Origin of the sequence: Neobacillus sp. C211 (assembly GCF_051842875.1) — a bacterium.
Lineage (GTDB): Bacteria > Bacillota > Bacilli > Bacillales > Cytobacillaceae > Neobacillus.
Window position 1 is genome coordinate 47,216 of record NZ_JBPXRO010000025.1, and the last position, 25,979, is coordinate 73,194.

A 25,979-nucleotide genomic window follows, 5' to 3' on the forward strand; every position below is an offset into this window, starting at 1 on the left:
TCATGCTTTAAATTATGCATTTACCCTAATTTGGTTTAGGTATTATACACAGGACAAAGACCAAATTTAATTGTTTAAAAGTCAGTAAAAAGTAGAAAATGATATTAAAACGAAAGATAACTGGAGTTTTGATGAAATATTGACTATAATTGCATGATGGAATAGAAAGTGTTGCACTTGCTAAAGTAAGAAAACTACTCCAAAATCATGAGATTTTAACTATAAGGAGCAAATATATGAAAGAAAATCGTTTTGATCGTTTTACGTTTCAACCATTTATTATAGAAACAGTTAAGGAGTTCGGTTTTACTGAGCCGACTGAAATTCAGGAACGGATGATTCCTGTCGTTTTAAAGGGAGAGAGTGCTATTGGTCAGTCACAAACAGGGACGGGTAAAACGCTTGCCTATGTTCTTCCAATCCTCGAAAAAATTGACCCGTCACGACAGGAAGTTCAAGCTGTCATTACTGCACCTACAAGAGAGCTTGCCTCTCAAATTTATCACCAAATATTAAAAATAACGTCACATTGCAGCCCAGAGCAATCCATTATGACTAGATGTTATATTGGGGGGACGGATAAGCAGCGGTCAATTGAAAAATTAAAGGTTCAGCCACATATTGTTGTTGGAACTCCGGGTAGAATCAAGGACCTGATGAGTGAAAAAGCTTTATTTGTTCATACTGCGGGAATGCTTGTCGTGGATGAAGCTGATATGATGTTAGATATGGGATTTATTGAAGATTTGGATCGAGTAGCAGCTAAAATGCCGGAAAACTTGCAAATGCTCGTTTTTTCAGCAACGATCCCGGAAAAATTAAAACCCTTTCTTAAAAAATATATGGAAAATCCAAAAACTGTTCAGATAGAACCGAAAAGAAGAGCAGCAGAAAATTTAGAGCATTACCTTTTGCCGTCAAGACACCGGAGTAAAAAGCAGCTCGTTCATGATGCCCTTCTTGCCTACAATCCTTATCTAGCGATTGTATTTACGAATACAAAAAAAATGGCTGAAGAAGTGGCATACTTTTTAAATGAAAAAGGTTTAAAAGTTGGCCGAGTTCATGGTGATCTAAATCCTCGGGAACGGAAACAAATGATGAAGCAAATTCAGGATTTGGATTATCAATATATTGTCGCAACAGACCTTGCTTCTAGAGGAATTGATATAGAAGGGGTCAGCCATATCATCAACTACGAACTCCCATCAGACTTAGATTTTTATATCCATAGAGTCGGGAGAACAGCGCGTGCCGGAAATTCGGGCATTGCCCTCACAATTTATGAGTCATCGGATGAAGATGCGTTAAACCGGTTAGAAAAAATGGGGATTCAATTTAAGAATGTCGATCTTAAAAATAACGAATTTGTTACCGTCGATGAACGAAATAAAAGGAAGACACGTGTAAGGCAGGAGGATAAGGCCGATCAAAAAGCTAAATCGTTGGTTAAGAAGCCAAACAAAGTAAAACCGGGTTATAAAAAGAAAATGCAATGGGAAATGGATAAAATTAAAAAGCGTGAACGAAGGATTGAGCAAAGAAAAAAATAATCAAACCAGGGAGAAAAAGGTATGCTTAAATTAGGATCACATGTTTCGATGAGTGGGAAAGATATGCTGCTTGCCGCAAGTGAAGAAGCAGCTTCCTATGGTGCAAACACGTTTATGGTCTATACAGGGGCACCGCAAAATACAAGAAGAAAAAAAATCGAAGATCTCAATATTGAAGCAGGGCGGAGGCATATGGAACAGAACGGTATCTCCGAAATTGTCGTTCATGCTCCTTATATTATCAATATTGGAAATACAACCAATCCAGATACTTTTGAATTGGGTGTTAGATTTCTTCGAACAGAAATTGAAAGAACTGAGGCAATTGGAGCAAAGCAAATCGTCCTGCATCCTGGAGCACATGTAAGTGCTGGTACCGAGGCTGGTATTAAAAAAATTATCGAAGGATTAAATGAAGTACTGACTGGCAAAGAGCAAGTACAAATTGCCTTGGAAACGATGGCTGGAAAAGGCTCCGAGTGTGGAAAATCCTTCGAAGAAATAGCGATGATAATGGATGGAGTTAACTATAGTGATAAGTTATCCGTTTGCTTTGATACCTGCCATACTCATGATGCAGGCTATAATATTGTTGAGGATTTTGATGGTGTATTAAATGAGTTTGACAAAATCGTTGGCTTGAACAAATTGAAAGTACTGCATATTAATGATAGTAAAAATGCGGTCGGGATGCGAAAGGATAGACACGAAAATATCGGGTTTGGCCATATCGGTTTTAAGGCCCTAAATTATATTGTCCACCATCCACAGCTTACCGATGTTCCAAAGATTTTAGAAACTCCATATGTGGGTGAGGATAAGAATAATAAAAAAGCCCCATATAAATTTGAGATTCATATGCTTCGGGAACAAAAGTTCAATGAGAACTTGCTTGACCTTATCATGCAATCATAAAAAAGAGCTGTGCAAGTGCACAGCTTTTTACTTTTTAGTTAACTGTATAAATAATTTATTTACTTCTCGGGCCGTTGCTGGACCGGCAGTTTTAGCAATTTCTTTCACTAATTGAGCCCGCTGTGAATCATCAAATATATTCACATTTTTCCCTCTTAAGTATTCGGCAATTTTCACTGCCTGCTGCCTAGTCACTGATATATTAAATTGATCCGCATATTTTACCAGTTCTTCAGCTGTTATCGTGTTAATTTTATGATTAATGATGCTCTGAAAAATTGTCACCCTCACCACTCCTCACCTTAATGTATGAAGAAGTTCCAGGAGTGTGATTAGAGATTTTTGTGAATCAAAGCGACGAATGCCGGAGTGGCAGACTTTACATTCAAGAAAACCTATTGTATACTACTTTAGGTTAAATCGGAATGATTCTTATAATTAAAGGTGATGCGCTGACTATGCAATCAATTATAGAAGTAAAAAAACTTTCGTATCGTTATGAAAAAGATGTTGTTCTAGAGGACATTAACATTACTATTCCAAGTGGTTCTTTTTTAGCGATTGTCGGTCCTAATGGGTCCGGAAAATCAACACTATTGAAGTTGATATTAGGGTTATTAAAGCCGCAAAAAGGGGACATCTTTTTATTCGGTAAGGAAATTAATAAGTTTAAAGATTGGCAAAAAATTGGCTATGTTTCTCAAAAGGCTAATTCCTTCAACACAGGTTTTCCTGCTACTGTATTTGAAGTTGTCGAGAGTGGTCTAACCAAAAAGCTTGGGATGTTTAAGTTTTTTAAAAAAGAACATGCGCAAAAAGTAATCGAAGCCTTGGAGGCAGTCGGTATGGAAGGGTTTAGCAACAGAAATATTGGTGAGCTCTCAGGAGGCCAGCAACAAAGAGTTTTCATTGCACGAGCCCTCGTTAGTGAACCAAGTCTCCTCATTCTGGATGAACCTACGGTAGGCGTTGATGCCGAGAACGTTAATAATTTTTATCAAATGCTGGGCGATTTAAATAAAAGTCATGATATTACCCTTTTATTGGTTACTCATGATATTGGGACGATTTCGGATAAAGTCTCACATGTTGCGTGCTTGAATAAACATTTGCATTTTCATGGGGAAACAATGGAATTTGAACAGCTCCGGGCTGATGGTATTTCTAAAATTTATGGCCATGATGTTCACATGCTAGACCATCATCATGAGCACGGAGGCGTTGTAAAATGATTCAAGGAATTTTTCACTATGAATTTTTACAAAATGCTTTTTTAACGGGGCTTATGATCGGAATTATTGCCCCGTTACTAGGAGTGTTTGTTGTTGTAAGAAGACTATCGTTAATTGCGGATGCACTCAGTCATGTTACTCTTGCAGGCATAGCTGCGAGCCTGCTTCTTGAAAGAAATATTGCGATGATGGCAGGAGTAAATCCACTATACTTAGGAATGGTTTTTTCTGTTGGGGGATCACTGTTCATCGAAAAACTTAGAGGCGTTTATAAGCACTACCAAGAACTTGCGATTCCAATTATTCTCTCTAGTGGTATTGGCTTAGGGGTTATATTTATTTCGCTTGCCAATGGTTTTAATACTGATTTGTTTAGTTATTTATTTGGAAGTGTTTCGGCAGTTAGCAGAACCGATTTATGGGTCGTATTTATTATCGGTATCTTGGTAATTTTAGTGATTATTTTATTGTATAAAGAGCTTTTTTTATTATCCTTTGATGAAGAACACGCAAAAGCCTCAGGGATAGCTGCCAAAAGTATTCATTTTATTTTTATTGTCATGGTGGCCTTGGTAATTGCAGCTTCTATGAGAATTGTCGGAATTTTGTTGGTTTCATCTTTAATGACGTTACCTGTAGCTGCCAGTATAAGGCTAGCCAAAGGATTTAAGCAAACTATTTTTTTATCTGTCCTATTTGGTGAAGTGTCAGTACTTGGCGGCTTGTTTACTGCGTATTACTTAGATTTAGCTCCCGGTGGAACAATCGTGATGATTGCTGTTCTTATCTTAATTTTTTCTATTTTTTATAAAAAATTCTTAATTCGTAAGGGGGTACCGTCAGGTGAACGTTAATGAGGCAATCCAATACTTAAAAGAAAAAGGGTTTAAACAAACTGGTAAAAGAGAAGATATGCTTCAATTGTTTGCTGACAGTGATAAATATTTAACGGCTAAGGACGTCTTGGATCAGCTTAAAGATGATTATCCAGGTCTGAGCTTTGATACTATCTATCGTAATCTTTCCTTGTTTGTGAATATGGGGATTCTTGAGATGACAGAATTATCAGGAGAGAAACATTTCCGTTTTACATGTTCAAGACATCACCATCATCATCATTTTATCTGTATGACCTGCGGAAAAACGAAAGAAATTGAAACTTGCCCAATGAACGACTTAAGTGAAAATTTAAAAGGATACGATATTTCAGGTCATAAGTTTGAGATTTACGGTCTTTGTCCTGAATGTCATTAAAAAACAGCTTGTCTGCATACAAGCTGTTTTTTTTGTATCTAAAATTAAATGCTGGAACTAGCCATTTCCCTGTGGACCTGCTGCTGCTTTTCCCAGTTTTCTACCCAAATATAAGCTTCTTTCCAGTTATTAACCCGGATGACACCTTTTGGAAGAGGATCCTGATTATATGGTGTATCAAATAATATGACAGGAATCTGACACTCTTCATGGATCATCACAGCATTATCGTGTTTATCCTCAAAAAAGATATCAACCGAATGCTTTTTCACTGTGGCTACTTTGTCATGTGATCCAATTAATTCAATGTGGTCAAAGGTTAAGCCTTTATCAAGGAACCATTGGATGGTTACATCGAGTAAATGGGAGCCGCGTGCACTAATGAAAAATAACTCATGCTCTTTTTCCCATTTATTTAATACTTTTCCCGCTCCATCTGCTAGAGGAGAGCCTTTATAAATCATGGGTTCATTTTTAGAAAACCATGTGGCGAACTCTTTTTCTGAAACATTTACGAATGGAGTTAATTCATATTGATTAACGTCCTCATACAAAATATTCAAGTCAAATGCTTTATTAATAAAAGGGATGATGGATTTGGGGCATGTAACCGTTCCATCAATATCGATTCCAAACCTTTTTCTCATTTTTGCTCTCACCTTCATATAGCTTTTAGGATTCTCCTTTTAGTTTACCAAAATTGAGTGGTCAACGGGGGAAAAGAAACAAAAAACTAATTTAGGCAAACATTAACATACTAAAAAGCAGACAGAGGCAAACAATAATTAATGCTCCTATTACTGAAAGTGAGGGATTAGGATGGCAGATGAAAGAGACACGAAAGTGCAGGAAGCTCTTCAAAGTGCAAATATTGGCCAAGATATTCCCAATTCTCCTACATCATATCGGGAGGAAACAGCATCAGAAATTGCCGCACCTATTAAGGCCCATTACACATTGAAAAAAGATGACAATACCCCTAACATTGGTGCTTCTGTTCCGATACGATCTTCAGAATATAGGGAAGAAACAGCAGCGGAAATAGCTGCTCCTGTTCCACTTATTCGAAGAAAGGAACAGACCGGGCAAAAGGAAAATGCTGCAGGTGGTACAGGTCTAGGAACGCTTGCTTTAGCGCTTTCGATTTTATCACTGTTTGTATTACCTATTCTTTTTGGAGCTGCAGGTATTGTGTTAGGTTTTGTTGCCAGAAGGAGAGGGGCCACAGGACTAGGTGCCTGGGCCATTGGTATCGGTGCAATATCGATTGTTATTGGTATCTTTATTCTTCCGTTCTTTTAACAAAACCTGCATAGGAGCAAAAAGAAACCCGGTGAAAATACCGGGTTTCTTGATGTTAATTCGTAATTTTATCTTCGACTGCTTTTTTCTGAAAATATTCTTCTGCAATTTGGTCAATTTCTTTTTTCAATTCCTCAACTAATTGCGCTTCAGGAACCTTGCGGACGATCTCACCCTTCCTGAATAATAACCCTTCACCTCGAGCACCAGCAATGCCAATATCGGCTTCACGGGCCTCTCCAGGTCCGTTAACGGCACAGCCTAAAACAGCTACTTTAATCGGAGCTTTAATTTTTTCAATGTATTCTTCGACTTCATTTGCAATACTAATAAGGTCAATTTCAATCCGGCCGCATGTTGGGCAAGAGATCAATGTGGCCGCGTTAGAAGAGAGACCGAATACCTTTAAAAGTTCTCTAGCAACCTTTACTTCCTGAACTGGGTCTGCACTTAAGGAAACACGTAGTGTGTTACCGATTCCCATGTGTAAAATAGTGCCTAAACCTGCCGCACTTTTTATGCTGCCTGCAAAAAGGGTTCCAGACTCAGTGATCCCAAGATGAAGGGGATAATCGAATGCTCTCGATGCCTTTTCATAAGCTTCAATGGCAAGATTTACATCAGAGGCCTTCATGGAAACGATAATATCATGGAAATCTAAATCCTCAAGAATTTTAATATGGTGCAGCGCGCTTTCGACCATACCATCTGCTGTTGGATATCCGTATTTCTCTAAAATTCTCTTTTCGAGCGAGCCAGCATTTACCCCGATTCTGATGGGAATACCTTTCTCCTTCGCGGCTTTTACGACAGCCTCGACTTTTTCTCGTTTTCCGATATTACCGGGATTGATTCTGATTTTATCTGCTCCGCCTTCAATTGCTTTAAGAGCCAATTTATAATCGAAATGAATATCGACAACAAGTGGAATGTTGATTCTTTTTTTGATTTCAGGAATGGCATTCGCAGCCCGTTCATCCGGACAAGCCACCCGAACAATCTGACAGCCAGCTTCCTCAAGACGCTTTATTTCAGCAACGGTTGCTTCAACATCATGTGTTTTTGTTGTGGTCATACTTTGTATAAATAATTCGTTACTCCCGCCAATCGTTAAGTTACCAACTTTAATTGGTCGAGTTTTTGTGCGGTGTAATATTTCACTCACGAGTAATTCGCTCCTTCAAAATGGGATTCGAATAAGGTATATAAAAACAATCCGACTCTATTCTATCAGCCTTTCACTATTTTTGACAAGAATAAGCACTATCCTCTTTATTTTGAGTAATCAGGGAAATGATATGTAGACCCGATTTGAATTTTTTCTGGAGTCTCCCCAGGATTTAATTTTCGAAAGTCCTCGATTAAGTCAGAAATCGATACGGGAAGTGATTTATCCAGTTGATGTTCCACGATAGATAGCACTGTTTCACCTGGTTCAACTTGTGCTTCGAAAGAAGGTATATTTGTTTCTGTTTTCAACTCCGTATTTTGTGTTTCGATTTTAGCATCCACCTGCTGTATGAATGAGGAAGGCAGCGTGCCAACAGTTAAATCAATATAAATTACATATATGATTAAAACGGCTAATAAGAAACCAAATAACTTTTTCATCGGACAAGCCTCCAAATAAGACAGTTTGTACATTGCTATGCTTGTCCGAATGTAAAAAGAACAAGTTAATAAAAAAAACGCCCGCTTTGGGCGCCTCTTAGTTCACTTTTTTGGGTTTTGGAATTTCAATTATGGCTAGGTATAAAACGATGATCACAACAAACCAATTAATCAAGAAGCTGTTAGGAACGGTTGTTTTAATTGCCGCCATAATGGTAAAAAACAATGTTGGTAATGTTTCGCTGTATGCAGCCATTCGCCACAACTGCCTGTAATTTAGTTTCCTACCTAAAAGGTTCTTTAATAATAAACCAATTAGAGCCAAAACCGATACCTCGATAAAACTGCCAGCACATGCAAACAAGTAGATAAACACAGAAACCACAGGGATTATTATCCATTTTATTCCGCTAATTGTGTTAATAAAATCCACAATGTCTCCCTTTGCAATGTTTAGCCCTTCTAACATGGAATAGGGATATGTATCAAATCGGCCGCCTGCAGCTAAAACAAATTGATCTTCTAACATGGCAAAAGAATTTCCCTCATCTTGGATATCATCTGCAGAAATAGCTCCAGTTGGGTCTAAAATAATAGAAAAATCATCCTTATTTAATGTAATGGGCACTTTAGTATCAGCAGTTAGATGCCCGTCTTGAATTGAAAAATCAGGTAATTCGTCAGTAATAATGGTTCTAGCCGTATCGACACCCGTGGTAAGTGCCGTACTTAAATAAATTACTGACGGCAGAATCGATATTAATGTTAAGAAGAAAACATATAATATTGTTTTTCCTATCCCTTGGAATCGAAATAAGGCAATATCTTTAGGAGAGTAGATACTTTTATACAATTGCTTGAAAATATTCATAATGACCACCTTTATACATTAAATCATAAATGATTGCTCCAGCATCTATTGTATCTTTAGTAAAGGTTATATACAAGAATGACAGCAACTCAAATTTTATTTTTGAAACCTATTCCAAGTTTTAATCGTATGAAGGAAAGTGTACACTGTATAAAATATCTAGAAAAAGTTTTATAAGGGATGGATAAAATGGAATTGGTCTATTGGAGTATCATCATTTTGTTATTTATTGTTGCATTTGTTGGTTTGGTGTATCCGATTGTTCCAAGTGTGTTATTTATACTGGCAGGCTTTTTATTGTATGGAGTCTTTTTTAATTTTCAACCCTTTCGATGGTACTTTTGGTTGATTCAAGGTTTGTTTATTGTACTTTTATTTGTTGCCGACTATATTGCTAATATGATTGGAATTAAAAAATATGGAGGTTCCAAGGCCGGAATCTGGGGAAGTACGATAGGGATTATCGTTGGACCATTTGTTATCCCTTTTTTAGGAATCCTTATTGGTCCATTTATCGGGGCAATAGGAGCTGAATTAATCTTCAACAAAAGAAATTTCACTGATAGTATTAAAATTGGTTTTGGCTCGGTCATTGGATTTATAAGCAGTGTTATCACAAAAACAATTATTCAAATTCTTATGATAGTTTATTTTTTTATTTTAGTCTTGTAAAAAGCCACCTATATGGGTGGATCAAATTGTCGAGAAAGGGTCATTTTCTCGGTAATTTTTTATTTTGTCTGAATCTAAGATCCCGATTTTTATTAATTGATTGCCCCTGCTAAATGGCCTGTTGATTTCCGCTCCGGGCACTCGCTTTCCGCGGGGAGATCCTGGAGCCTCCTCGACGCTTTGGCGCCTGCGGGGTCTCCAGGACCTCTCTATCCCGCAGGAGTCGAGTGCCCTCCGCTCCAATCACCAGGGAGGCAAATGAACTTAAAGCATTGCAACATACTTTTTTCTAGTCCTACTAAATCTTTTGGAACAAGTTCATCAATTGACACAAATTCATATTCACTTTGGCTAAACTCTTTTGGCTTAACCATTGATTTCACCACTGATTCTTATTATTTTTTATATGAGGTTGAAGGTCTTTATTGAATACTACACCGTTGATTGGAGCGCAAATCAACAGTCAAGTTGAAAATCCTATTATATTAATATTATTTTAACAAATTAACGCGGTGGATAATTAAAGAAAGAGAATAAAAAAAGGCTATCGAAAGTTTTTCGACAGTCTGAGCTACTTATATGGGTGGCTTTTGTTTGATTAATTTAAGCCGCAAATTTCAAAGGAACAATTTTGACAGTCAACTTCTTCTTTTAAATAGTTGAGTTTTTTTATGGTAAACTTTTGATTATCGTAGGTAATGATCTCTTTCTCGCGAAGATCTTTTAAGGCTCGTTGAATAACTTCACGCGTCCCATAGGTTAAATTAGCTAATTCCTGATGAGTTAGGGGCAGATCAATAAGAATTCCATCCACTGTCTTAATTCCATAAGAATTAGATAAGCGGATGAGGATAGAATATAAACCGCCTTTTTTACCATTCATAATTAGGTCTTGGCATTTCATTTGTGCCTTTAAATAACCTGTACTTAGCCATGCAACAAGAGCGCTCATTGCTTCCGGATCATTTTTAATAAATTCTTCAAATTGTTCCTTCTTGATAAAGATCATTTCACAATCTGTCATCGTTTTTGCGTAAAATTGATAATGAGGAGATGGTTTGAAAAGTTGATACTCTACAATTAATTCCTGGTCATTTAAGATTTTTAAGATAAAATCCTTGCCGCTTAAATGAACTCTTCCAAGTGAAATACTTCCTTTAAGCAATAAGAAAACATACTGGGCAGGGTCCTTCTCTTGAAAAAGAACGGAACCGGCTTTAATCTTTTGAATTGGTTCTTTTTTTTCGTAAAAGTAAACTAGTAAATTATATATAGAATAACTACTTTTCTGCATGGAAAATCACTCCTTAGCACCCTTCTCTTTGATTAAAATAAATTATTAACAAGGTGTCAATAGAGCCTTTACATGAATTGGTAGTGACAAAAGTCGGATATGACAAAAATCGTTGACAGATTGCCCCTTGGATGAAAGGTGACAAATTATCGAATAATTATTAGAAGTGGTAGTGGATTACGTTTTAGTAAAATTTAGAATAAAATCCTTCATTACGGGCATGGTATTTATGTTAAGAGCCTAAGCATTATATTTGAAACTGAGCACTGACTTTGGTATCTTAAAAAGGAAAGCTTTAGAAATATTCTAAATTCTAAGGCTGAAAAAATCACCATATACATAGGAGGAATAATCATGGCATTTGAATTACCACAATTACCGTATGCAGAAAACGCACTTGAACCACATATTGACAAAGAAACAATGAACATTCACCACACTAGACATCACAACACATATGTAACCAATTTAAATAACGCTTTAGCTGGTAATGAAGAATTACTTTCTAAATCAGTTGAAGAAGTTATTGCTAATTTGGATGCGGTTCCAGAAGCTGCACGTACTGCAGTTCGTAACAACGGCGGCGGTCATGCTAACCATTCTTTATTCTGGCAAATCCTTTCTCCAAATGGCGGCGGCGCACCTACTGGTGAATTAGCTGACGCAATCAGCAGCAAATTCGGCAGTTTCGAAAGCTTTAAAGAAGAGTTTGCTAAAGCAGCAACTACTCGTTTCGGATCTGGTTGGGCATGGCTATCTGTGTCTGGCGGAGAATTAGAAGTATCAAGTACACCTAATCAAGACTCTCCATTAATGGAAGGTAAAACTCCAATTCTTGGTCTTGATGTATGGGAGCATGCTTACTACTTGAAATATCAAAACAAACGCCCAGATTATATTTCCTCTTTCTGGAATGTAGTAAATTGGGATGAAGTTTCAAAACGTTACAGCCAAGCAAAATAATAGCAATAGTAAGAAGGCAGCTTTGGTTGTCTTCTTTTTTTTGGATTTGAATAAGTGAATAAGAAAAACTTGCTTGTTAAAGACTACCCATAAGATAAAGGGGAGTTTTTTATGGCAAAAAAATTTAAGATTCTAGGTGATGTTAAACTAACAAAAGATTTATTACTTTTGCTTATTATTGGTGGGTTATATTCATTAAGTGTTGCTTTATCCAATACGTTTGTAAATATTTATCTTTGGAAACAAACGGGTAAGTATTCAGATATCGCCCTTTTTAATTTATCGATTGTTGTTTTACAACTGCTCACCTTCATTTTAGCTGGCCGATGGGCCAAGAAAATTGACAGAGTAATCGTGCTTAGAATCGGTGTGATTTTTTTAGCGTTATTTTATGTCATGGTTTTAATCGCTGGCACAAAGGCTTCTACTTATTTACTTTTATTAGGAAGTCTGTTAGGAGTAGGATATGGTTTTTATTGGCTTGCATATAATGTGCTAACATTTGAAATCACCGAACCAGATACGAGAGATTTTTTTAATGGTTTTTTAGGGATATTATCGTCTGCGGGTGGAATGATTGGACCAATCGCTGCTGGAATCATCATAACTAGATTTGACAAATTCACTGGATATACCATTGTTTTTGGGATGTCGCTGGCTTTATTTGCACTTGCGGTTTTTATGAGTTTTTCCTTGAAACCACGACCATCGGCAGGAAGCTATTGTTTTAAACAGATTCTTAATGAAAGAAAACAAAATGAAAATTGGCGTTTGATTACAAACGCTCACTTTTTCCAGGGACTGAGGGAAGGGACCTTTGCATTTGTCATATCAGTGCTTGTTTATATTTCGACGGGAAGTGAACTGTCTTTAGGTACATTTGGTCTCCTTAATTCAGGAATATCATTTATAGCGTATTATCTTGCGTCTAGGTTAATTAAACAAAAGTTTCGAAAAAAAGCGATTCTTATTGGTGGACTTATCCTATATGCGTCTGTCCTGTTAATTGTATGGGACGTGAATTTTGTCAAATTGTTAATCTATGGCGGGATGATTGCAATTGCCTATCCGCTTTTGCTCGTCCCATATATGTCCACTACATATGATGTGATTGGAACAGGTTGGAAAGCGGCAGAAATGAGGATTGAGTACATTGTAGTTCGGGAAATATTCTTGAATTTGGGAAGGATTGTTTCCATATTATCCTTTTTAGCAGCTATCACTTGGTTTAATGCAGAAATCAGTATACCAATTCTACTTCTTGCTTTGGGTGCAGGGCACACATGCATCTATCTTTTTATTAAAAGGGTACATATACCAGCACCGTAATGCGATGAGTATTTTATTTACTCACCGCATTTTTCATTATTTTTCACTGAGGCTTTTATGATGAAAATGGTAAGGGTTTTTCATAGATAAAAGCGGAATTATCCTTTAAAATAGAGAAAGTGACTTTAAGCCGTGAAAAAAGGAAGTGTTTATATACCTTGAATAATAAAAAGAAAAAAAAGAAGCAACATGTGCCCTTTCGTTTAAACATGTTATTCTTTGTCGTGTTTTTGCTATTTTCTATCCTTATACTTAGACTTGGTGAATTACAGATAGTATTTGGTGATGATTTTAAACGTGAAATTGAACGGACGGAAGCTATTACTGTTAATAATCCCGTACCCAGGGGGAAAATGTTTGACCGCAATGGGAAAATCATTATGGATAATAAACCATTGAACGCGATTACTTATACAAAATATCAACAAACGGATCAAAAGGAAATGTTGCAAACTGCAGAACGATTAGCAAAAATAATCAATATTGATACGAAAAAAGTTCAGATTCGCGATAAAAAGGATTTTTGGATATTAAAACATCCTAAAGAAGCCGAAGCAAAAGTTACCGAAAAAGAATGGGCATTATATGAACAAAAAAAATTGGACGATAAGCAAATATATACACTTCAATTAGATAGAATTACTGAAAAAGAAATTAACAGCATTAAAGGTGAAACACTTAGAACTCTTGCCATCTACAGGCAATTTAATAGTGGTTATGCTTTAACCCCACAAATTGTTAAAGTTAATGTTACTGACAAAGAGTTCGCCATTGTTAGTGAAAATTTAGAAAGTTTACCTGGTGTTGATACAACTACAGATTGGGAACGAAAGAGAATTTATGGTGACACATTAAAATCAATATTAGGTGGAGTAACTTCTTCCGAAGCGGGGATCCCGAAGGATCAATTAGAAAAGTATATGGCCCGTGATTACAGCCGAAATGATCGTGTTGGAAAAAGTTATCTTGAATTGCAATACGAAGATGTACTCCATGGTCAAAAGGCAAAAGTCAAAAATGTAACAGATAAGTCGGGAAAAATTCTTTCTACAGAAGTGGTTTCGGAGGGAAAAAGGGGCAAGGACCTCGTTTTAACCATTGATATGGACCTTCAGAAGAAAGTAGAAAATATCATCGAAGAAGAAATGTGGAGTGCAAAGCAAAAACCAAATACCGCCCTTCTAGATCGTGCCTTCGTCGTTCTGATGGATCCACATACCGGTGAAGTCCTATCACTTGCTGGAAAACAAATTGGAAAAGATAAAAATGGAAAAACAGTCATGAATGACTTTGCTGGAGGAAATATTACCACTTCGTATAACGTTGGGTCAGCGGTAAAAGGGGCAACAATTTTAACTGGTTATAAAACAGGGGCAATTCAACCAGGTTCTACACAACTCGATGAGCCTTTGAGAATTGCTAGCTCACCTGTCATGTCTTCATGGAGGACATTTGGCCGGATAAATGATTTAAGAGCACTACAGGTTTCCTCAAACGTATATATGTGGAAAACCGTTATAGCAATGGCTGGTGGACAGTATAGACCAAATCAACCGCTGCCATTAGATTATTCTGCCTTTGATACTATGCGGCAGTCATTTAGTCAGTTTGGTTTAGGTACGCGTACAGGGATTGACTTACCTAATGAAATGAGCGGCTTTCCAGGTCCTGAAAGGACTCCTGGTTTACTTCTTTTCCTTTCCATTGGTCAGTATGATACGTATACACCAATCCAACTCGCACAGTACGTCTCTACAATCGCAAATGGCGGGAATCGGATCCAGCCGCATCTGGTTAAGGAAATTCGCGAACCGGAAATGGAAAATAATGAATTGGGACCTATTGTCGAGGAAATTCAGCCGAAAGTATTAAATCGTTTAGATATGAAGCAATCTTGGATTAAGCGGGTTCAAGAAGGTTTCCGAATGGTCATGCAGGTGGGTGACGGTACAGCTGTAAGTTCCTTTAAGGGTGCATATTATTCCCCTGCAGGAAAAACAGGAACAGCACAGTCGTTTTATGATGGATCTGATAAATCAAAGCGTGGCACAGAAGTAATGAACCTAAGTCTCGTGAGCTATGCGCCATCTGATGATCCTGAGGTAGCCATGGCTGTTGTCGTACCGTGGGCATATCAAGGGAATAGCGGGCCAAGCATCAATAATTTAATCGGCCGAAGAGTCTTGGATGCGTACTTTGACTTAAAGAAAGAGCGTCAAAATACAGAAAAAAATGCAACCTCTGATCAACAGGAAGAAAATAACGAATAAACCCAAATCAAGCTGATCATTAATATTACTGAAACACCTGTCTCAATTTGAGCCAGGTGTTTTTTATATTTTTATGTTCTACTCTGTATTTATTTAACGTATTAAGGACAATTTATATCTAGAGAAATTTGTTGATTTACACAAACTCAACATATCTTTACAAAACCTTTACATTTAATTAAAACTCGGTTAACAGTTGTGGTTTATTCTTATTCATGTAAGGCAGAACAAATAACTAACAAACAAAATTCACAGGGGGAATTAAACAAATGAAAAGTTTTAAGAAAATTGGCCTAGCACTTACTCTAGCGGCATTAATGGTACTTGTTGCTGCCTGTGGTGGAGCTTCTACTGATAAAAAAGAAGAAACTGCTAATAAAGATAATAAAACTACAGAACTTTCTGGCTCGTTAACCGTTTCAGGTTCCTCTGCAATGCAACCTTTAGTTGCCGCTGCTGCTGAAGAGTTTATGGCAAAAAATCCAAATGTTGATGTTCAAGTAAACGCTGGTGGATCTGGTACAGGCTTATCACAAGTTGCCGAAGGATCTGTGCAGATTGGTAACTCAGACGTATTCGCTGAAGAAAAAGAAGGTATTCCAGCTGATCAGCTTGTTGACCATAAAGTAGCTGTTGTGGGTATGACTGCTGCTGTTAACCCAAAAGTTGGTATTAAAGATATTAAAAAAGAAGATTTAATTAAAGTTTTCACTGGAAAAATTACGAACTGGAAAGAACTTGGCGGAGCAGATCAAAAGATCGTTCTTGTAAACCGTCCTGACTCATCAGGAACTCGTGCGGTATTCAATAAATTTGCACTTGATGGAGCAACACCTGCTGAAGGAATTACCGAAGATTCTTCAAACACTGTTAAAAAGATTATTAACGAAACTGACGGTGCTATTGGTTACCTTGCATTCTCATACTTCACTGACGAATCTGTGACTCCACTTGCAATCGATGGAGTAGAACCAACTGAAGAAAATGTACAATCTGGTAAATTCCCGGTTTGGGCTTATCAACATTCTTATACAAAGGGTGAGGCTAAAGATCTTGCAAAAGCATTCCTTGACTACATGATGTCCGATGATATCCAAAACACTCTATTAAAGGAACAAGGATATCTTCCTGTAACAAAAATGACAGTAGAACGTGATGCTAAAGGAAATCAAACAAATAAATAATTTAAAGGTTCAAAATACTGAACAGGGTAAATGCAATTGTGCATTTACCCTATTATGACGTAGTTTAGGAGTGTTTGGTGCATTATGGAAAAATTAGTTCCTGCAAAAGATAGATTGTTAAAATCTAAGAAAAATTGGCTCGATGGGGAATTGCGCGGGAAAATTCTCGTGATCTTGTGTGCTGTCATCATGATCTCAGCAACCATCTCTATAACTATTTTCCTTGGTTCAAAGGGTTTACAATCTTTTATAAAAAATGGTGTAAGCCTTATTGAGTTCATAACCAGTACCCACTGGAATCCTACAAATCAAGCGAAACCTGAATATGGGGCTTTACCGTTTATTTTTGGTTCCTTTGCGGTAACCTTTCTTGCAGCTATAGTTGCAGCACCACTAGGTATTGGCGGAGCGATTTTTATGACTGAAATTGCACCCTCATGGGGAAGGAAAATTTTACAGCCAGTTATAGAACTTTTGGTTGGAATTCCATCTGTAGTTTATGGATTCATCGGGCTTACAGTGTTAGTTCCATTTATCAGGGAACATGTGGGCGGACTTGGATTTAGCTTGCTCTCAGGTACCATTGTATTATCAATCATGATTTTGCCAACAGTAACTACTATTGCGACCGATGCGATGAGTTCATTGCCTAAAAATCTACGTGAAGGTTCGTATGCTTTAGGTGCTACTCGCTGGCAAACTATACGAAAAGTTTTAATTCCTGCTGCATTACCTACCCTTTTGACCGCTATCGTGCTTGGGATGGCAAGAGCATTTGGAGAAGCTCTTGCGGTACAGATGGTGATCGGTAACGTAAGAGACTTACCAACAAGCTTATTAGACGCATCAGCAACCTTAACGACAATTATTACTCTTAACATGGGCCATACAACTTACGGTAGTGTAGAAAATAATACTCTTTGGTCAATGGGCTTAATTTTATTAATCATGTCGTTTGCGTTTATTCTCCTCATTCGCTACCTTTCGTCAAGGAGGAAAATGTGATGAACAGTAAAACAGCAGATCGGATTGCCACAGGAGTATTTATAGCCATTGCAATCATAATCATTTCTATATTAGTTGGTTTATTTTCATATATTTTGATGAATGGATTTAAACATATTTCGCTTGACTTTTTAACCTCTCCGTCAAGCAATGTCCGTGCGGGCGGGGGAATTCGTGACCAATTGTTCAATTCATTTTATATATTATTTATTACGATGTTAATTGCTCTTCCGTTAGGTATTGGCGGGGGAATATATATGGCTGAGTATGCTAAGCCGGGGAAAATTACAGACATTGTCCGTTCTTGTATAGAAGTTCTAGCCTCTTTACCATCCATAGTCATTGGGATGTTTGGTTTATTAATGTTCGTTAATTTAACAGGCTGGGGCTACACCATTTTAGGAGGAGCCTTAGCCTTAACGGTTTTTAACCTGCCTGTAATTGTAAGGGTGAGTGAAGATGCGATCCGTGCCGTCCCAAGTGATTTGAAAGAGGCTAGTCTTGCCTTAGGGATTACCAAATGGCATACGATAAAAACCATTTTATTACCAAGTGCTTTTCCGACGATATTAACTGGTGCGATTCTTGCTGCAGGTCGTGTATTTGGTGAAGCTGCTGCATTATTATTTACAGCTGGTCTTTCAACACCAAGACTCGATTACGCAAACTGGAATCCATTTTCACCTCAATCACCGTTGAATATATTTCGTCCAGCAGAAACGCTTGCAGTTCACATTTGGTCTGTAAATACACAAGGGTTAATTCCAGATGTGGAAGAGGTTTCTAATGGTTCAGCTGCTGTTTTAGTAATATCGGTATTAATATTTAACTTATTAGCTAGGTGGATAGGAAGCATGATTCATAAAAAGGTAACAGCATCAAAATAAGGGGCGGGGAGATAGGATGGTTACAGCATTTAAAGAAGAATCGACCGAAAATCAAGCTGTTCAGTCTAACAGCCAGTTCCAAAAGGAACATATCTTAAAGGTAAATAATCTAGAAATATTTTATGGAGAAAAACGAGCTGTCAATGGGATTTCACTTGATATTGAAAAACATTCCGTTACAGCACTCATAGGCCCTTCAGGCTGTGGTAAATCCACTTTTTTAAGAAGTATTAATCGAATGAATGACCTGATCCCTGGAGCAAGGGCGGAGGGAGAAATCATATATGAAGATCTCAATATTCTGTCGGAACAAATAAATGTCGTTGCTCTCCGTAAGGAAATCGGCATGGTTTTTCAAAAGCCCAACCCATTTCCAAAATCAATTTATGAGAATATTACACACGCCCTTAAATTTGCTGGAATCAAAAAGAAAAGCAAACTTGATGAAATGGTGGAAGTGAGTCTGAAAAAAGCAGCATTATGGGAGGAAGTAAAGGACAGGCTTCATAAATCGGCTTTGTCACTTTCTGGCGGGCAGCAGCAACGACTTTGTATTGCAAGGACGATTGCGATGAAACCGACAGTCATGCTCCTTGATGAACCATCCTCGGCACTAGACCCAATATCCAATGCTAAGGTTGAGGATTTAATTGTTGAGTTAAAAAAAGAGTATTCCATTATTATTGTCACCCATAATATGCAGCAGGCATCACGTATTTCTGATAAAACAGCCTTCTTCTTGAGCGGTGATATAATTGAATATGATCATACGGAAAAAATCTTTACCAATCCATCTGTTAAAAAGACAGAGGAATATATCTCTGGAAGGTTTGGATAAGGGGGAAAAGTTGTGGCAATACCAACATTAACCAGACAAGTATTTGATGTCAAAGACCTGAATTTATGGTATGGAGAGCATCATGCGTTAAAAAACATCAACTTTCCAATTGACAAAAAAGAGGTTACCGCTATCATCGGTCCCTCGGGCTGTGGAAAATCTACATTTATCAAAACTTTAAACTTAATGATTAATATGGTCCCAAATGTAAAAATGACGGGCGAAATTAATCTAAATGGGCAAAATATATTAGACAATAAAATGGATCTCGTCGAACTGCGAAAACATGTTGGAATGGTTTTTCAGAAGGGAAATCCTTTTCCACAATCTATCTTTGATAATGTTGCCTATGGCCCGAGAGTCCATGGTATCACTAAAAAGAAGCATCTCGATGAGATTGTCATTAAATCACTGATGGATGTAGCATTATGGGAGGAAGTAAAGGATCGTTTAAATGCTCCTGCTTTAGGTCTATCAGGGGGACAACAGCAAAGGCTATGTATTGCAAGAGCACTTGCAACGAAACCTGAAGTGTTGTTAATGGACGAACCTACTTCAGCATTAGACCCAATTTCTACGTTAAAAATTGAGGAAATGATCCTAGAATTAAAAGAAAAATATACGATTGTTATTGTTACCCATAACATGCAGCAGGCATCAAGGGTTTCAGACAAAACAGCTTTCTTTTTAATGGGTGAATTAATCGAGCTAGATTCAACTTCGACAATTTTTTCAAATCCAAAAGACTCACGGACTGAAGGATATATTACAGGAAGATTCGGATGATGAGGTGTCTACTATGAGTACGAGGACAAATTTTGATAATAATTTAAAAGAATTAAAAGATCTTCTATTAAAAATGGCTGAAAAATCGGAGCACGCTATCCAAGAATCGATGATTGCCTTAATAAATCAGGACATGGAAAAGGCGAAGCAGGTAATTGATGGTGATAATGAAATCGATGAGTTAGAATATGAAATTAATGATAAAGCATTATTATTAATTGCAAGACAATCACCAGTAGCCACCGATCTTAGGAAAATTAATGTGGCATTAAAGGTTTCGTCTGAGGTTGAACGTTTTGCAGATATAGCAGTAAATATAGCAAAATCGACCATCCATATTGGCAAGGAAGAGCATTTTAAAGAAATAATAGATATACCAAAAATGATGGAGATGGCCTTAGAGATGGTTTCTGATTCCATAAAAGCCTTTTATTCAGAAGATGTTACGTTGGCAAAAAAGTGCGCGGAAAAAGATGATGCTGTAGACAAAATGTTTGGAAGCTTAATCCAAGAGTTATTGAGTTATATCCCACAAAATCCAAACTCAACAAATCAAATTATTCAATTAGCGTTTGTTTGTAGATTTATTGAAAGAATCGCAGACCATTCAACCAATATCGCAGAGCAAGTCATTTACCTTGTGACAGGTAAACGTGTTAATTTAAATGCCTAATGATAAATAGTGTTTATTAAAGATAAGGATTTTTATGCCTTATCTTTTTTTATTTTAGGCTCTGTTAATCTTAGATGTTGATTTACGCTCCAGGCGCGTGTGGTTCGCGGGCGGTCCTGGGAGCCTCCTCGGCGCTATGCGCGCCTGCGGGGTCTCCCCTGCCCCGTCCTCCCGCAGGAGTCTTCGCGCCTTCCGCTCCATTCAACTTGGCTGTAATATCAACAATGACCTTTATCACAGCCTTATTTTACAAGGGAAACGGATTGGCATTTAATTCTAAAGTCTTTCAAGAAACGACAATTTGCGTTTATTGTGCGCGGTTGAATCTGGTGGTACGATTAAATTATCATGTATTAAGCATAATTTGGAATTTGGTGCATATATTGATTGTTTGCAGAAATGGAGGAAGACATGATTAATGAGATTAGTAACCTAAAAGGAGATGGAAGAAATAAAACTAACAATCCATCTACAGATTTTATTCCAATTAAAGGTGAGTTGGCCGCAAAGCTTGTTACCCCCCGCAAATTGCTTCTCTACTGGGAAGTTTCCGATATACCCAAAAAAATGATAGAACTATTTTTTAATCTTAGCTTTGAGAGTCTTGTCCCTGTTGTTCGAATCTATGATGTCACTGATTTGGTTTTTACCGGAAAAAATGCTCACCATTTTTTTGAAATCGCGGTTCCTTATCAGAAAGGACATTGGTTCATAAAAGGATTGGTTGCAAATCGCAGCTATATAGCAGAATTAGGGATTACTATTTCCAATCAGGAATTTTTCCCCCTATTCCGTTCCAATTCCATTCAAACTCCGATGATGGAAATACCGAATGGAAATGAGATGAATCATGATCTAATCCAACTTAAGCAACATGAAGAGCAGCCGCCAAAGTGGATTGATCATGTTAGTACGTATAGTTATTACGTGGAATCAAAAAACATGGAGAATATTAATGGATAATATATTCTCCCAACACGATGATTTGCATAAAACCCCATCCAATTATCGGACATTAAAAATACTGATGCTTTGCTGGGAATATCCTCCTAATATTGTTGGCGGTCTTTCAAGGCATGTATTTGGATTATCCGATCATTTGGCAGAAAAAGGACATGAAGTTCATGTTTTAACGGCGTTAAATGGTAATCTTCCATCATTTGAAAATATGGATGGCGTAAATGTTCATCGCGTCAAACCAATAAACCAATACGATGATAATTTTCTTTCGTGGATAGGTGGACTTAATTTAGCTATGGCTTTCAAGGCAGAAAAATTAGCCGAGGAAATCCATTTTGATATCATCCATTCACATGATTGGCTTGTTGGTTCAGCCTCGATTGTATTGAAAGAATCACTGAAAATTCCACTACTAGCGACCATTCATGCGACAGAGTATGGAAGGAACAACGGTATTCATACTCAAATGCAACAGTTTATTCATAAAAAGGAACAGCAATTAATTGGCGAATCCGATCAAATTATTGTTTGCAGCGATTACATGAAAGATGTTCTCAACTCCGTCTTTAATGCGAAAAATGAAAAGATAGCCATTATTCCAAATGGTATTGAACCTGTCTTGAATGAACTAGATACAGAGGAAATATTTCCGGAACTTAAGGATCAGAAATACATTTTTTCAATTGGTAGGATCGTAAAAGAAAAAGGATTTGAAACCATAATAGAGGCAGCTTCGATCGCAAAAGAGAGGGAAATAGACTGCTTTTTTGTGATAGCGGGAAAAGGACCGATGCTCGAAACGTATCGAAGACAAATTAACGTGCGGAATTTAGAAAGCCATATTACATTTGTGGGATATGTTACAGATGAGCAAAGGAATTCACTCATTGCTGGAAGTGAACTAGCAGTCATTCCTAGTTTATATGAACCTTTCGGAATAGTGGTACTTGAAACGATGATCTTAGGTAAGCCAACGATTGTATCCAATACAGGTGGGATGAAGGGTATTGTGAAGCATCTACATACAGGATTACTAATGACCCCTGGGGATGCAGAGAGCATGCTCGAACAAATCGACTTTCTAATAAATCATCCACTTAAAGCAGAAGAAATTGGCAAAAAAGGAAGACAAATTGTAATAAGACTGTATGGATGGAAACGTATTGCATCCGAAACAAGTAGGGTAATGGAAGATACTGTATTGAACAAACGCGTTCATACTGATGCACAAAAAGAAACTCCAAATAATTTATAAAATGAAGTGGGTATGAAAGAATATACTGCCATGCCGCAGTGGAAGGTTTTTACGGAAGCACTTTTAAAGAAAATTCACTGAAATGAATGAAAGTTTATTAACAAAAAAAACATACTAGCATTTCCTTTTAAAAAATGATATTATGGAAAAGTCGTATGAAAGAAATGCTTAATTGTTTGGAGGGAAATAAACATGCGTGTGAATATTACATTGGCTTGCACTGAGTGTGGAGATCGTAACTATATTTCAACAAAAAATAAACGTAATAATCCAGATCGTCTTGAGCTTAAGAAATATTGCCCAAGAGAAAAACGTTCAACAGCACATCGCGAAACAAAATAAACAGTGGGGGCTTCCTGCTGTTTTTTTTGTTGTCTAAAAGTTAGGAGCTTACTAAAATGAATAATAAAAACTCTATTCGTAAGCAAATGAGAGAGACACTTTCAAAGCTTACAAAACCTCAATACGAAGATTATTCGTATAAAATTGCTTGTACACTTTATGAGGATGAAGCATGGAAACAAGCAAAAGTTATTGGATTAACGGTTTCAAAACAACCAGAAGTGGATACATATCAATTGATTCGCAAAGCCTGGGAATCAGGAAAACAAGTTGTTGTGCCAAAATGTGATCCAAATGAAAGACGGCTATCATTTAGAACTTTAAATGAATTTTCTCAGCTGGAATCAGTATTTTATGGTCTATTTGAGCCGATTGAGGAAGTAACTAAGGAAGTTGATGCAGATAGGATTGACCTAATGATTGTTCCAGGTTTAGCCTATACAAAAGAAGGGTACCGATTGGGTTTTGGTGGAGGCTATTATGATCGTTATTTACAAAATTACCAGGGTATGACGATTTCACTTGCCTTTACTGATCAATTGGTCCAACAGTTTCTTGTTGAGGAGTATGATGTACCGGTATCCCAAATTATTACAAACCATGGAGTTATCAAAATAAAATGATTATAGTGATTTTGATTTTCGTTGGAATTCTATTGACAGGTGCGGCAGGTTATAAATCCAAATCCTTGACTAGATCAGGGGCCTTTGCTGCCATTTTAGTTGGACTTGCAGTGTATTTAGGCTTCGGTGTAAATGGTCTTTTCCTGCTTGGGGTATTTTTTGCCTCTTCAAGTTTTTGGTCAAAATACAAAAGTAGTGATAAGAGCATAATAGAAGAAAAGCTTGCAAAAGGGGCTACAAGAGATTGGCGTCAGGTCGCTGCGAATGGAGGAGCGGCCGGGCTTTTCAGTATCATTCAGTATTTCAACAATGATATGATCTGGTTAGTTGGCTTTATAGTATGTCTGGCTAGTGCAAATTCTGATACCTGGGCCTCGGAAATCGGTAGTTTAAGCAAAAAAGAACCATTATACATACGTTCCTTTAAACGGGTTGAAAAGGGGACATCGGGAGCAATCAGTTTATTGGGAAGCTTGGCATCCCTTGCAGGTTCCTTCTTAATTTCAATCATAGGATTTTGGCTTTTTGATATAAGTTATTTCTTAACAGCTCTTGTTTTCCTTTTTGGTTTTTTCGGAAATGTTATTGATACGTTGATTGGTGCCTTTTACCAACAGGTATATGTTTGTGTGAAATGCGGGATAGAGACTGAAAAAAAGAGGCATTGTGATTTGCCGGCAAATAGAATAAAAGGGTCTGTCTTTGTAGATAATGATATGGTGAATTTCCTTTCAGGTTGTGTTGCTGCTATGTCAGCGATAGGAGTCATTTATTTGAATAACTAATTTTTTTTGGGATGAATGATATTGATATAGCAATATCTTTTACTTGGAGGAATGGTCATGTTTAATCGCGTGAATAGAGTGGCTCTCATTGGAACGGGATTTGTGGGTTCAAGCTATGCTTTTGCCCTATTAAATCAAGGGATAACAGAGGAGCTTATCTTGATTGATTTAAATAAGGAAAAGGCAGAAGGAGACGCAATGGATTTGAATCACGGCCTACCATTTTCTCCATCCCGGACGAAAATCTGGTACGGAAGTTATCAGGATTGTGGTGAAGCAGACCTAATTGTTATCACAGCGGGTGCAAACCAAAAGCCAGGGGAAACACGACTTGACTTAGTTGAAAAAAATACAAGGATCTTTAAAGGAATTGTCGAAGAAATTATGGCAAGTGGGTTTGATGGTATTTTCCTCGTTGCTACAAATCCGGTCGATATATTAACGTATGCCGTTTGGAAGTTTTCAGGGCTGCCAAAAGAGCGGGTAATTGGTTCTGGTACAATTTTAGATACAGCACGTTTCCGCTTTTTGCTTGGCGATTATTTTGATGTAGATACGCGTAATGTTCATGCCTATATTATTGGAGAGCATGGTGATACAGAGCTCCCCGTATGGAGTCATGCGGATATTGCTGGTACTTCTATTAGTGAGTGGTCAAAAAACAAAACAGGGTTTAATCAAACGGACCTTGATCAAATCTTTTTAAATGTTCGTGATGCTGCCTACCATATCATTGAAAGAAAAGGTGCAACGTATTATGGAATTGCTATGGGTCTTGTCAGATTGACAAAAGCGATTCTTCAAAATGAAAATTCTGTGTTAACTGTTTCTGCCTATCTAGATGGGGAATATGGACAGAATGATATCTATATAGGTGTACCAGCTGTAGTTAATCGAGATGGAGTTAGACAAGTTGTGGAGCTTAAATTGAATGACGAAGAGCAGGGAAAATTCGTTAATTCTGTGAATGTATTAAAGCAAACGATGGAACCGGTCTTTAAGAACTATTAATCAAAAGGATTGAATTCTTATTCTGTGAATTCAGTCCTTTTTTTATGGATAAAATGATGGTCATAATCGCAAAATACTAGTAGGAGGGATGAGAATGTCTCGTATGTTAACATCCATATTGATGATTGGTTCTATTGGTTATTTTGGTTTCCGATACAGATACCGTCTTATCAATGTGCTACTAGGGTCTAGTTGGATGCGCAGGCTTGCTGTAGGCTCAGTTATGAGCTTCCCAGGTGTAAAACAAAAAATGATGCAATCGGTTTTTGGAAGACCATCTGAATGGTGAAAACCACAGATGGTTTTTTTTTATGGAGAAGACGTATCTTAATAAAAATAAAAAGCTTGATTGATTATTGTTACT

30 protein-coding genes are annotated in these 25,979 nt (G+C 37.3%); 23 read left to right on the top strand and 7 right to left on the bottom strand.

Annotated elements, in window-relative coordinates; all coding sequences use genetic code 11:
* Positions 1 to 236: 236 nt before the first annotated feature.
* Positions 237 to 1,553, top strand: coding sequence for a DEAD/DEAH box helicase (locus ACSU6B_RS20870; RefSeq protein WP_214998488.1), 1,317 nt, complete (start codon positions 237 to 239; stop codon positions 1,551 to 1,553).
* 21 nt (positions 1,554 to 1,574) lie between these two features.
* On the top strand, positions 1,575 to 2,468 hold the full coding sequence (locus ACSU6B_RS20875) for a deoxyribonuclease IV (protein ID WP_410888225.1): 894 nt from the start codon (positions 1,575 to 1,577) through the stop codon (positions 2,466 to 2,468).
* Between the two features lie 27 nt (positions 2,469 to 2,495).
* Here ACSU6B_RS20875 and ACSU6B_RS20880 read toward each other — a convergent pair whose 3' ends face one another.
* Positions 2,496 to 2,753: a DUF2624 domain-containing protein gene (locus tag ACSU6B_RS20880; RefSeq protein ID WP_168245097.1), complete on the bottom strand. Its 258-nt coding sequence runs from the start codon at positions 2,751 to 2,753 to the stop codon at positions 2,496 to 2,498.
* 173 nt (positions 2,754 to 2,926) lie between these two features.
* On the opposite strand from ACSU6B_RS20880, the gene ACSU6B_RS20885 reads away from it, so the two are divergent.
* From ACSU6B_RS20885 to ACSU6B_RS20895, 3 genes are read left to right on the top strand one after another with little or no spacing between them, the layout of a single operon-like run.
* Positions 2,927 to 3,700 (top strand): metal ABC transporter ATP-binding protein, encoded by a 774-nt coding sequence (locus tag ACSU6B_RS20885; protein WP_214998490.1) that lies wholly within the window; start codon positions 2,927 to 2,929, stop codon positions 3,698 to 3,700.
* Positions 3,697 to 4,554: a metal ABC transporter permease gene (locus ACSU6B_RS20890; RefSeq protein ID WP_214998491.1), complete on the top strand. Its 858-nt coding sequence runs from the start codon at positions 3,697 to 3,699 to the stop codon at positions 4,552 to 4,554. The genes ACSU6B_RS20885 and ACSU6B_RS20890 overlap by 4 nt, the downstream gene beginning before the upstream one ends.
* A complete protein-coding gene (locus ACSU6B_RS20895; protein ID WP_088089001.1) occupies positions 4,544 to 4,954 on the top strand; it encodes a Fur family transcriptional regulator in 411 nt (136 codons plus the stop codon). The genes ACSU6B_RS20890 and ACSU6B_RS20895 overlap by 11 nt, the downstream gene beginning before the upstream one ends.
* Before the next feature lie 44 nt (positions 4,955 to 4,998).
* On the opposite strand, the gene ACSU6B_RS20900 is transcribed toward ACSU6B_RS20895, so the two are convergent.
* Positions 4,999 to 5,601 carry a 5' nucleotidase, NT5C type gene (locus ACSU6B_RS20900; RefSeq protein ID WP_410888228.1) on the bottom strand — a complete coding sequence of 201 codons (603 nt, stop codon included), beginning with the start codon at positions 5,599 to 5,601 and terminating at the stop codon, positions 4,999 to 5,001.
* Between the two features lie 172 nt (positions 5,602 to 5,773).
* On the opposite strand from ACSU6B_RS20900, the gene ACSU6B_RS20905 reads away from it, so the two are divergent.
* Positions 5,774 to 6,256, top strand: coding sequence for a hypothetical protein (locus tag ACSU6B_RS20905; protein WP_308162473.1), 483 nt, complete (start codon positions 5,774 to 5,776; stop codon positions 6,254 to 6,256).
* A gap of 55 nt (positions 6,257 to 6,311) precedes the next feature.
* On the opposite strand, the gene ispG is transcribed toward ACSU6B_RS20905, so the two are convergent.
* From ispG to ACSU6B_RS20920, 3 genes are all read right to left on the bottom strand, one after another.
* A complete protein-coding gene (gene ispG, locus ACSU6B_RS20910) occupies positions 6,312 to 7,412 on the bottom strand; it encodes a flavodoxin-dependent (E)-4-hydroxy-3-methylbut-2-enyl-diphosphate synthase (protein ID WP_214731935.1) in 1,101 nt (366 codons plus the stop codon).
* A gap of 116 nt (positions 7,413 to 7,528) precedes the next feature.
* The gene (locus ACSU6B_RS20915; protein WP_410888230.1) at positions 7,529 to 7,867 is read right to left on the bottom strand and encodes a hypothetical protein; all 339 of its coding nucleotides are present in this window, start codon (positions 7,865 to 7,867) and stop codon (positions 7,529 to 7,531) included.
* Between the two features lie 97 nt (positions 7,868 to 7,964).
* Positions 7,965 to 8,738, bottom strand: coding sequence for a DUF1189 domain-containing protein (locus ACSU6B_RS20920; protein ID WP_214998494.1), 774 nt, complete (start codon positions 8,736 to 8,738; stop codon positions 7,965 to 7,967).
* Positions 8,739 to 8,927: 189 nt separating this feature from the next.
* On the opposite strand from ACSU6B_RS20920, the gene ACSU6B_RS20925 reads away from it, so the two are divergent.
* Positions 8,928 to 9,410: a DUF456 domain-containing protein gene (locus tag ACSU6B_RS20925; protein ID WP_088088995.1), complete on the top strand. Its 483-nt coding sequence runs from the start codon at positions 8,928 to 8,930 to the stop codon at positions 9,408 to 9,410.
* A gap of 209 nt (positions 9,411 to 9,619) precedes the next feature.
* On the opposite strand, the gene ACSU6B_RS20930 is transcribed toward ACSU6B_RS20925, so the two are convergent.
* Positions 9,620 to 9,784: a hypothetical protein gene (locus tag ACSU6B_RS20930; protein ID WP_410888232.1), complete on the bottom strand. Its 165-nt coding sequence runs from the start codon at positions 9,782 to 9,784 to the stop codon at positions 9,620 to 9,622.
* Positions 9,785 to 10,008: 224 nt separating this feature from the next.
* Entirely contained in the window at positions 10,009 to 10,704 is a 696-nt protein-coding gene (locus ACSU6B_RS20935; RefSeq protein WP_410888234.1) for a Crp/Fnr family transcriptional regulator, read from the bottom strand.
* Positions 10,705 to 11,058: 354 nt separating this feature from the next.
* On the opposite strand from ACSU6B_RS20935, the gene ACSU6B_RS20940 reads away from it, so the two are divergent.
* The 16 genes from ACSU6B_RS20940 (at position 11,059) to ACSU6B_RS21015 (ending at position 25,904) form a co-directional block, all read left to right on the top strand.
* Positions 11,059 to 11,667, top strand: a complete 609-nt coding sequence (locus ACSU6B_RS20940) for a superoxide dismutase (protein ID WP_088088992.1) — start codon at positions 11,059 to 11,061, stop codon at positions 11,665 to 11,667.
* Positions 11,668 to 11,778: 111 nt separating this feature from the next.
* Positions 11,779 to 12,996, top strand: a complete 1,218-nt coding sequence (locus ACSU6B_RS20945; protein ID WP_410888236.1) for an MFS transporter — start codon at positions 11,779 to 11,781, stop codon at positions 12,994 to 12,996.
* A 209-nt stretch (positions 12,997 to 13,205) separates the two neighbouring features.
* Complete coding sequence (locus ACSU6B_RS20950; protein ID WP_410888275.1) at positions 13,206 to 15,266, top strand: peptidoglycan D,D-transpeptidase FtsI family protein; 2,061 nt, start codon at positions 13,206 to 13,208, stop codon at positions 15,264 to 15,266.
* Positions 15,267 to 15,535: 269 nt separating this feature from the next.
* The gene (locus tag ACSU6B_RS20955) at positions 15,536 to 16,450 is read left to right on the top strand and encodes a phosphate ABC transporter substrate-binding protein PstS family protein (RefSeq protein WP_410888238.1); all 915 of its coding nucleotides are present in this window, start codon (positions 15,536 to 15,538) and stop codon (positions 16,448 to 16,450) included.
* A gap of 84 nt (positions 16,451 to 16,534) precedes the next feature.
* The gene (gene pstC, locus ACSU6B_RS20960) at positions 16,535 to 17,455 is read left to right on the top strand and encodes a phosphate ABC transporter permease subunit PstC (RefSeq protein WP_168245086.1); all 921 of its coding nucleotides are present in this window, start codon (positions 16,535 to 16,537) and stop codon (positions 17,453 to 17,455) included.
* The gene (gene pstA / locus ACSU6B_RS20965; RefSeq protein WP_410888240.1) at positions 17,455 to 18,342 is read left to right on the top strand and encodes a phosphate ABC transporter permease PstA; all 888 of its coding nucleotides are present in this window, start codon (positions 17,455 to 17,457) and stop codon (positions 18,340 to 18,342) included. Before pstC ends, pstA begins: the two co-directional genes overlap by 1 nt.
* Positions 18,343 to 18,358: 16 nt before the next feature.
* Positions 18,359 to 19,180: a phosphate ABC transporter ATP-binding protein PstB gene (pstB, locus tag ACSU6B_RS20970; protein ID WP_410888242.1), complete on the top strand. Its 822-nt coding sequence runs from the start codon at positions 18,359 to 18,361 to the stop codon at positions 19,178 to 19,180.
* 12 nt (positions 19,181 to 19,192) lie between these two features.
* Positions 19,193 to 19,966 (top strand): phosphate ABC transporter ATP-binding protein PstB, encoded by a 774-nt coding sequence (gene pstB, locus ACSU6B_RS20975; RefSeq protein WP_410888244.1) that lies wholly within the window; start codon positions 19,193 to 19,195, stop codon positions 19,964 to 19,966.
* 13 nt (positions 19,967 to 19,979) lie between these two features.
* Complete coding sequence (phoU, locus tag ACSU6B_RS20980) at positions 19,980 to 20,639, top strand: phosphate signaling complex protein PhoU (RefSeq protein ID WP_410888246.1); 660 nt, start codon at positions 19,980 to 19,982, stop codon at positions 20,637 to 20,639.
* Between the two features lie 411 nt (positions 20,640 to 21,050).
* Positions 21,051 to 21,602: a DUF4912 domain-containing protein gene (locus ACSU6B_RS20985; RefSeq protein WP_410888248.1), complete on the top strand. Its 552-nt coding sequence runs from the start codon at positions 21,051 to 21,053 to the stop codon at positions 21,600 to 21,602.
* The gene (locus tag ACSU6B_RS20990; RefSeq protein ID WP_410888250.1) at positions 21,595 to 22,854 is read left to right on the top strand and encodes a glycosyltransferase family 4 protein; all 1,260 of its coding nucleotides are present in this window, start codon (positions 21,595 to 21,597) and stop codon (positions 22,852 to 22,854) included. Before ACSU6B_RS20985 ends, ACSU6B_RS20990 begins: the two co-directional genes overlap by 8 nt.
* A gap of 192 nt (positions 22,855 to 23,046) precedes the next feature.
* Positions 23,047 to 23,196 carry a 50S ribosomal protein L33 gene (rpmG, locus tag ACSU6B_RS20995; protein WP_066064234.1) on the top strand — a complete coding sequence of 50 codons (150 nt, stop codon included), beginning with the start codon at positions 23,047 to 23,049 and terminating at the stop codon, positions 23,194 to 23,196.
* A 56-nt stretch (positions 23,197 to 23,252) separates the two neighbouring features.
* Positions 23,253 to 23,819 carry a 5-formyltetrahydrofolate cyclo-ligase gene (locus tag ACSU6B_RS21000; RefSeq protein WP_410888252.1) on the top strand — a complete coding sequence of 189 codons (567 nt, stop codon included), beginning with the start codon at positions 23,253 to 23,255 and terminating at the stop codon, positions 23,817 to 23,819.
* Positions 23,816 to 24,604, top strand: a complete 789-nt coding sequence (locus ACSU6B_RS21005; protein ID WP_410888254.1) for a DUF92 domain-containing protein — start codon at positions 23,816 to 23,818, stop codon at positions 24,602 to 24,604. Before ACSU6B_RS21000 ends, ACSU6B_RS21005 begins: the two co-directional genes overlap by 4 nt.
* A gap of 57 nt (positions 24,605 to 24,661) precedes the next feature.
* Positions 24,662 to 25,615, top strand: a complete 954-nt coding sequence (locus tag ACSU6B_RS21010; protein ID WP_168245076.1) for an L-lactate dehydrogenase — start codon at positions 24,662 to 24,664, stop codon at positions 25,613 to 25,615.
* Positions 25,616 to 25,709: 94 nt separating this feature from the next.
* On the top strand, positions 25,710 to 25,904 hold the full coding sequence (locus tag ACSU6B_RS21015; RefSeq protein WP_088088978.1) for a hypothetical protein: 195 nt from the start codon (positions 25,710 to 25,712) through the stop codon (positions 25,902 to 25,904).
* The last annotated feature ends 75 nt before the right edge of the window (positions 25,905 to 25,979 follow it).

Coding starts and splice junctions, on each gene's coding strand:
- ACSU6B_RS20870 (WP_214998488.1), top strand. CDS start 237: ATGAAAGAAAATCGTTTTGATCGTTTTACGTTTCAACCATTTATTATA.
- ACSU6B_RS20875 (WP_410888225.1), top strand. CDS start 1,575: ATGCTTAAATTAGGATCACATGTTTCGATGAGTGGGAAAGATATGCTG.
- ACSU6B_RS20885 (WP_214998490.1), top strand. CDS start 2,927: ATGCAATCAATTATAGAAGTAAAAAAACTTTCGTATCGTTATGAAAAA.
- ACSU6B_RS20890 (WP_214998491.1), top strand. CDS start 3,697: ATGATTCAAGGAATTTTTCACTATGAATTTTTACAAAATGCTTTTTTA.
- ACSU6B_RS20900 (WP_410888228.1), bottom strand. CDS start 5,601: ATGAGAAAAAGGTTTGGAATCGATATTGATGGAACGGTTACATGCCCC.
- ACSU6B_RS20905 (WP_308162473.1), top strand. CDS start 5,774: ATGGCAGATGAAAGAGACACGAAAGTGCAGGAAGCTCTTCAAAGTGCA.
- ACSU6B_RS20915 (WP_410888230.1), bottom strand. CDS start 7,867: ATGAAAAAGTTATTTGGTTTCTTATTAGCCGTTTTAATCATATATGTA.
- ACSU6B_RS20920 (WP_214998494.1), bottom strand. CDS start 8,738: ATGAATATTTTCAAGCAATTGTATAAAAGTATCTACTCTCCTAAAGAT.
- ACSU6B_RS20925 (WP_088088995.1), top strand. CDS start 8,928: ATGGAATTGGTCTATTGGAGTATCATCATTTTGTTATTTATTGTTGCA.
- ACSU6B_RS20930 (WP_410888232.1), bottom strand. CDS start 9,784: ATGGTTAAGCCAAAAGAGTTTAGCCAAAGTGAATATGAATTTGTGTCA.
- ACSU6B_RS20935 (WP_410888234.1), bottom strand. CDS start 10,704: ATGCAGAAAAGTAGTTATTCTATATATAATTTACTAGTTTACTTTTAC.
- ACSU6B_RS20940 (WP_088088992.1), top strand. CDS start 11,059: ATGGCATTTGAATTACCACAATTACCGTATGCAGAAAACGCACTTGAA.
- ACSU6B_RS20945 (WP_410888236.1), top strand. CDS start 11,779: ATGGCAAAAAAATTTAAGATTCTAGGTGATGTTAAACTAACAAAAGAT.
- ACSU6B_RS20950 (WP_410888275.1), top strand. CDS start 13,206: ATGTTATTCTTTGTCGTGTTTTTGCTATTTTCTATCCTTATACTTAGA.
- ACSU6B_RS20955 (WP_410888238.1), top strand. CDS start 15,536: ATGAAAAGTTTTAAGAAAATTGGCCTAGCACTTACTCTAGCGGCATTA.
- pstC (WP_168245086.1), top strand. CDS start 16,535: ATGGAAAAATTAGTTCCTGCAAAAGATAGATTGTTAAAATCTAAGAAA.
- pstA (WP_410888240.1), top strand. CDS start 17,455: ATGAACAGTAAAACAGCAGATCGGATTGCCACAGGAGTATTTATAGCC.
- pstB (WP_410888242.1), top strand. CDS start 18,359: ATGGTTACAGCATTTAAAGAAGAATCGACCGAAAATCAAGCTGTTCAG.
- phoU (WP_410888246.1), top strand. CDS start 19,980: ATGAGTACGAGGACAAATTTTGATAATAATTTAAAAGAATTAAAAGAT.
- ACSU6B_RS20985 (WP_410888248.1), top strand. CDS start 21,051: ATGATTAATGAGATTAGTAACCTAAAAGGAGATGGAAGAAATAAAACT.
- ACSU6B_RS20990 (WP_410888250.1), top strand. CDS start 21,595: ATGGATAATATATTCTCCCAACACGATGATTTGCATAAAACCCCATCC.
- rpmG (WP_066064234.1), top strand. CDS start 23,047: ATGCGTGTGAATATTACATTGGCTTGCACTGAGTGTGGAGATCGTAAC.
- ACSU6B_RS21000 (WP_410888252.1), top strand. CDS start 23,253: ATGAATAATAAAAACTCTATTCGTAAGCAAATGAGAGAGACACTTTCA.
- ACSU6B_RS21005 (WP_410888254.1), top strand. CDS start 23,816: ATGATTATAGTGATTTTGATTTTCGTTGGAATTCTATTGACAGGTGCG.
- ACSU6B_RS21010 (WP_168245076.1), top strand. CDS start 24,662: ATGTTTAATCGCGTGAATAGAGTGGCTCTCATTGGAACGGGATTTGTG.
- ACSU6B_RS21015 (WP_088088978.1), top strand. CDS start 25,710: ATGTCTCGTATGTTAACATCCATATTGATGATTGGTTCTATTGGTTAT.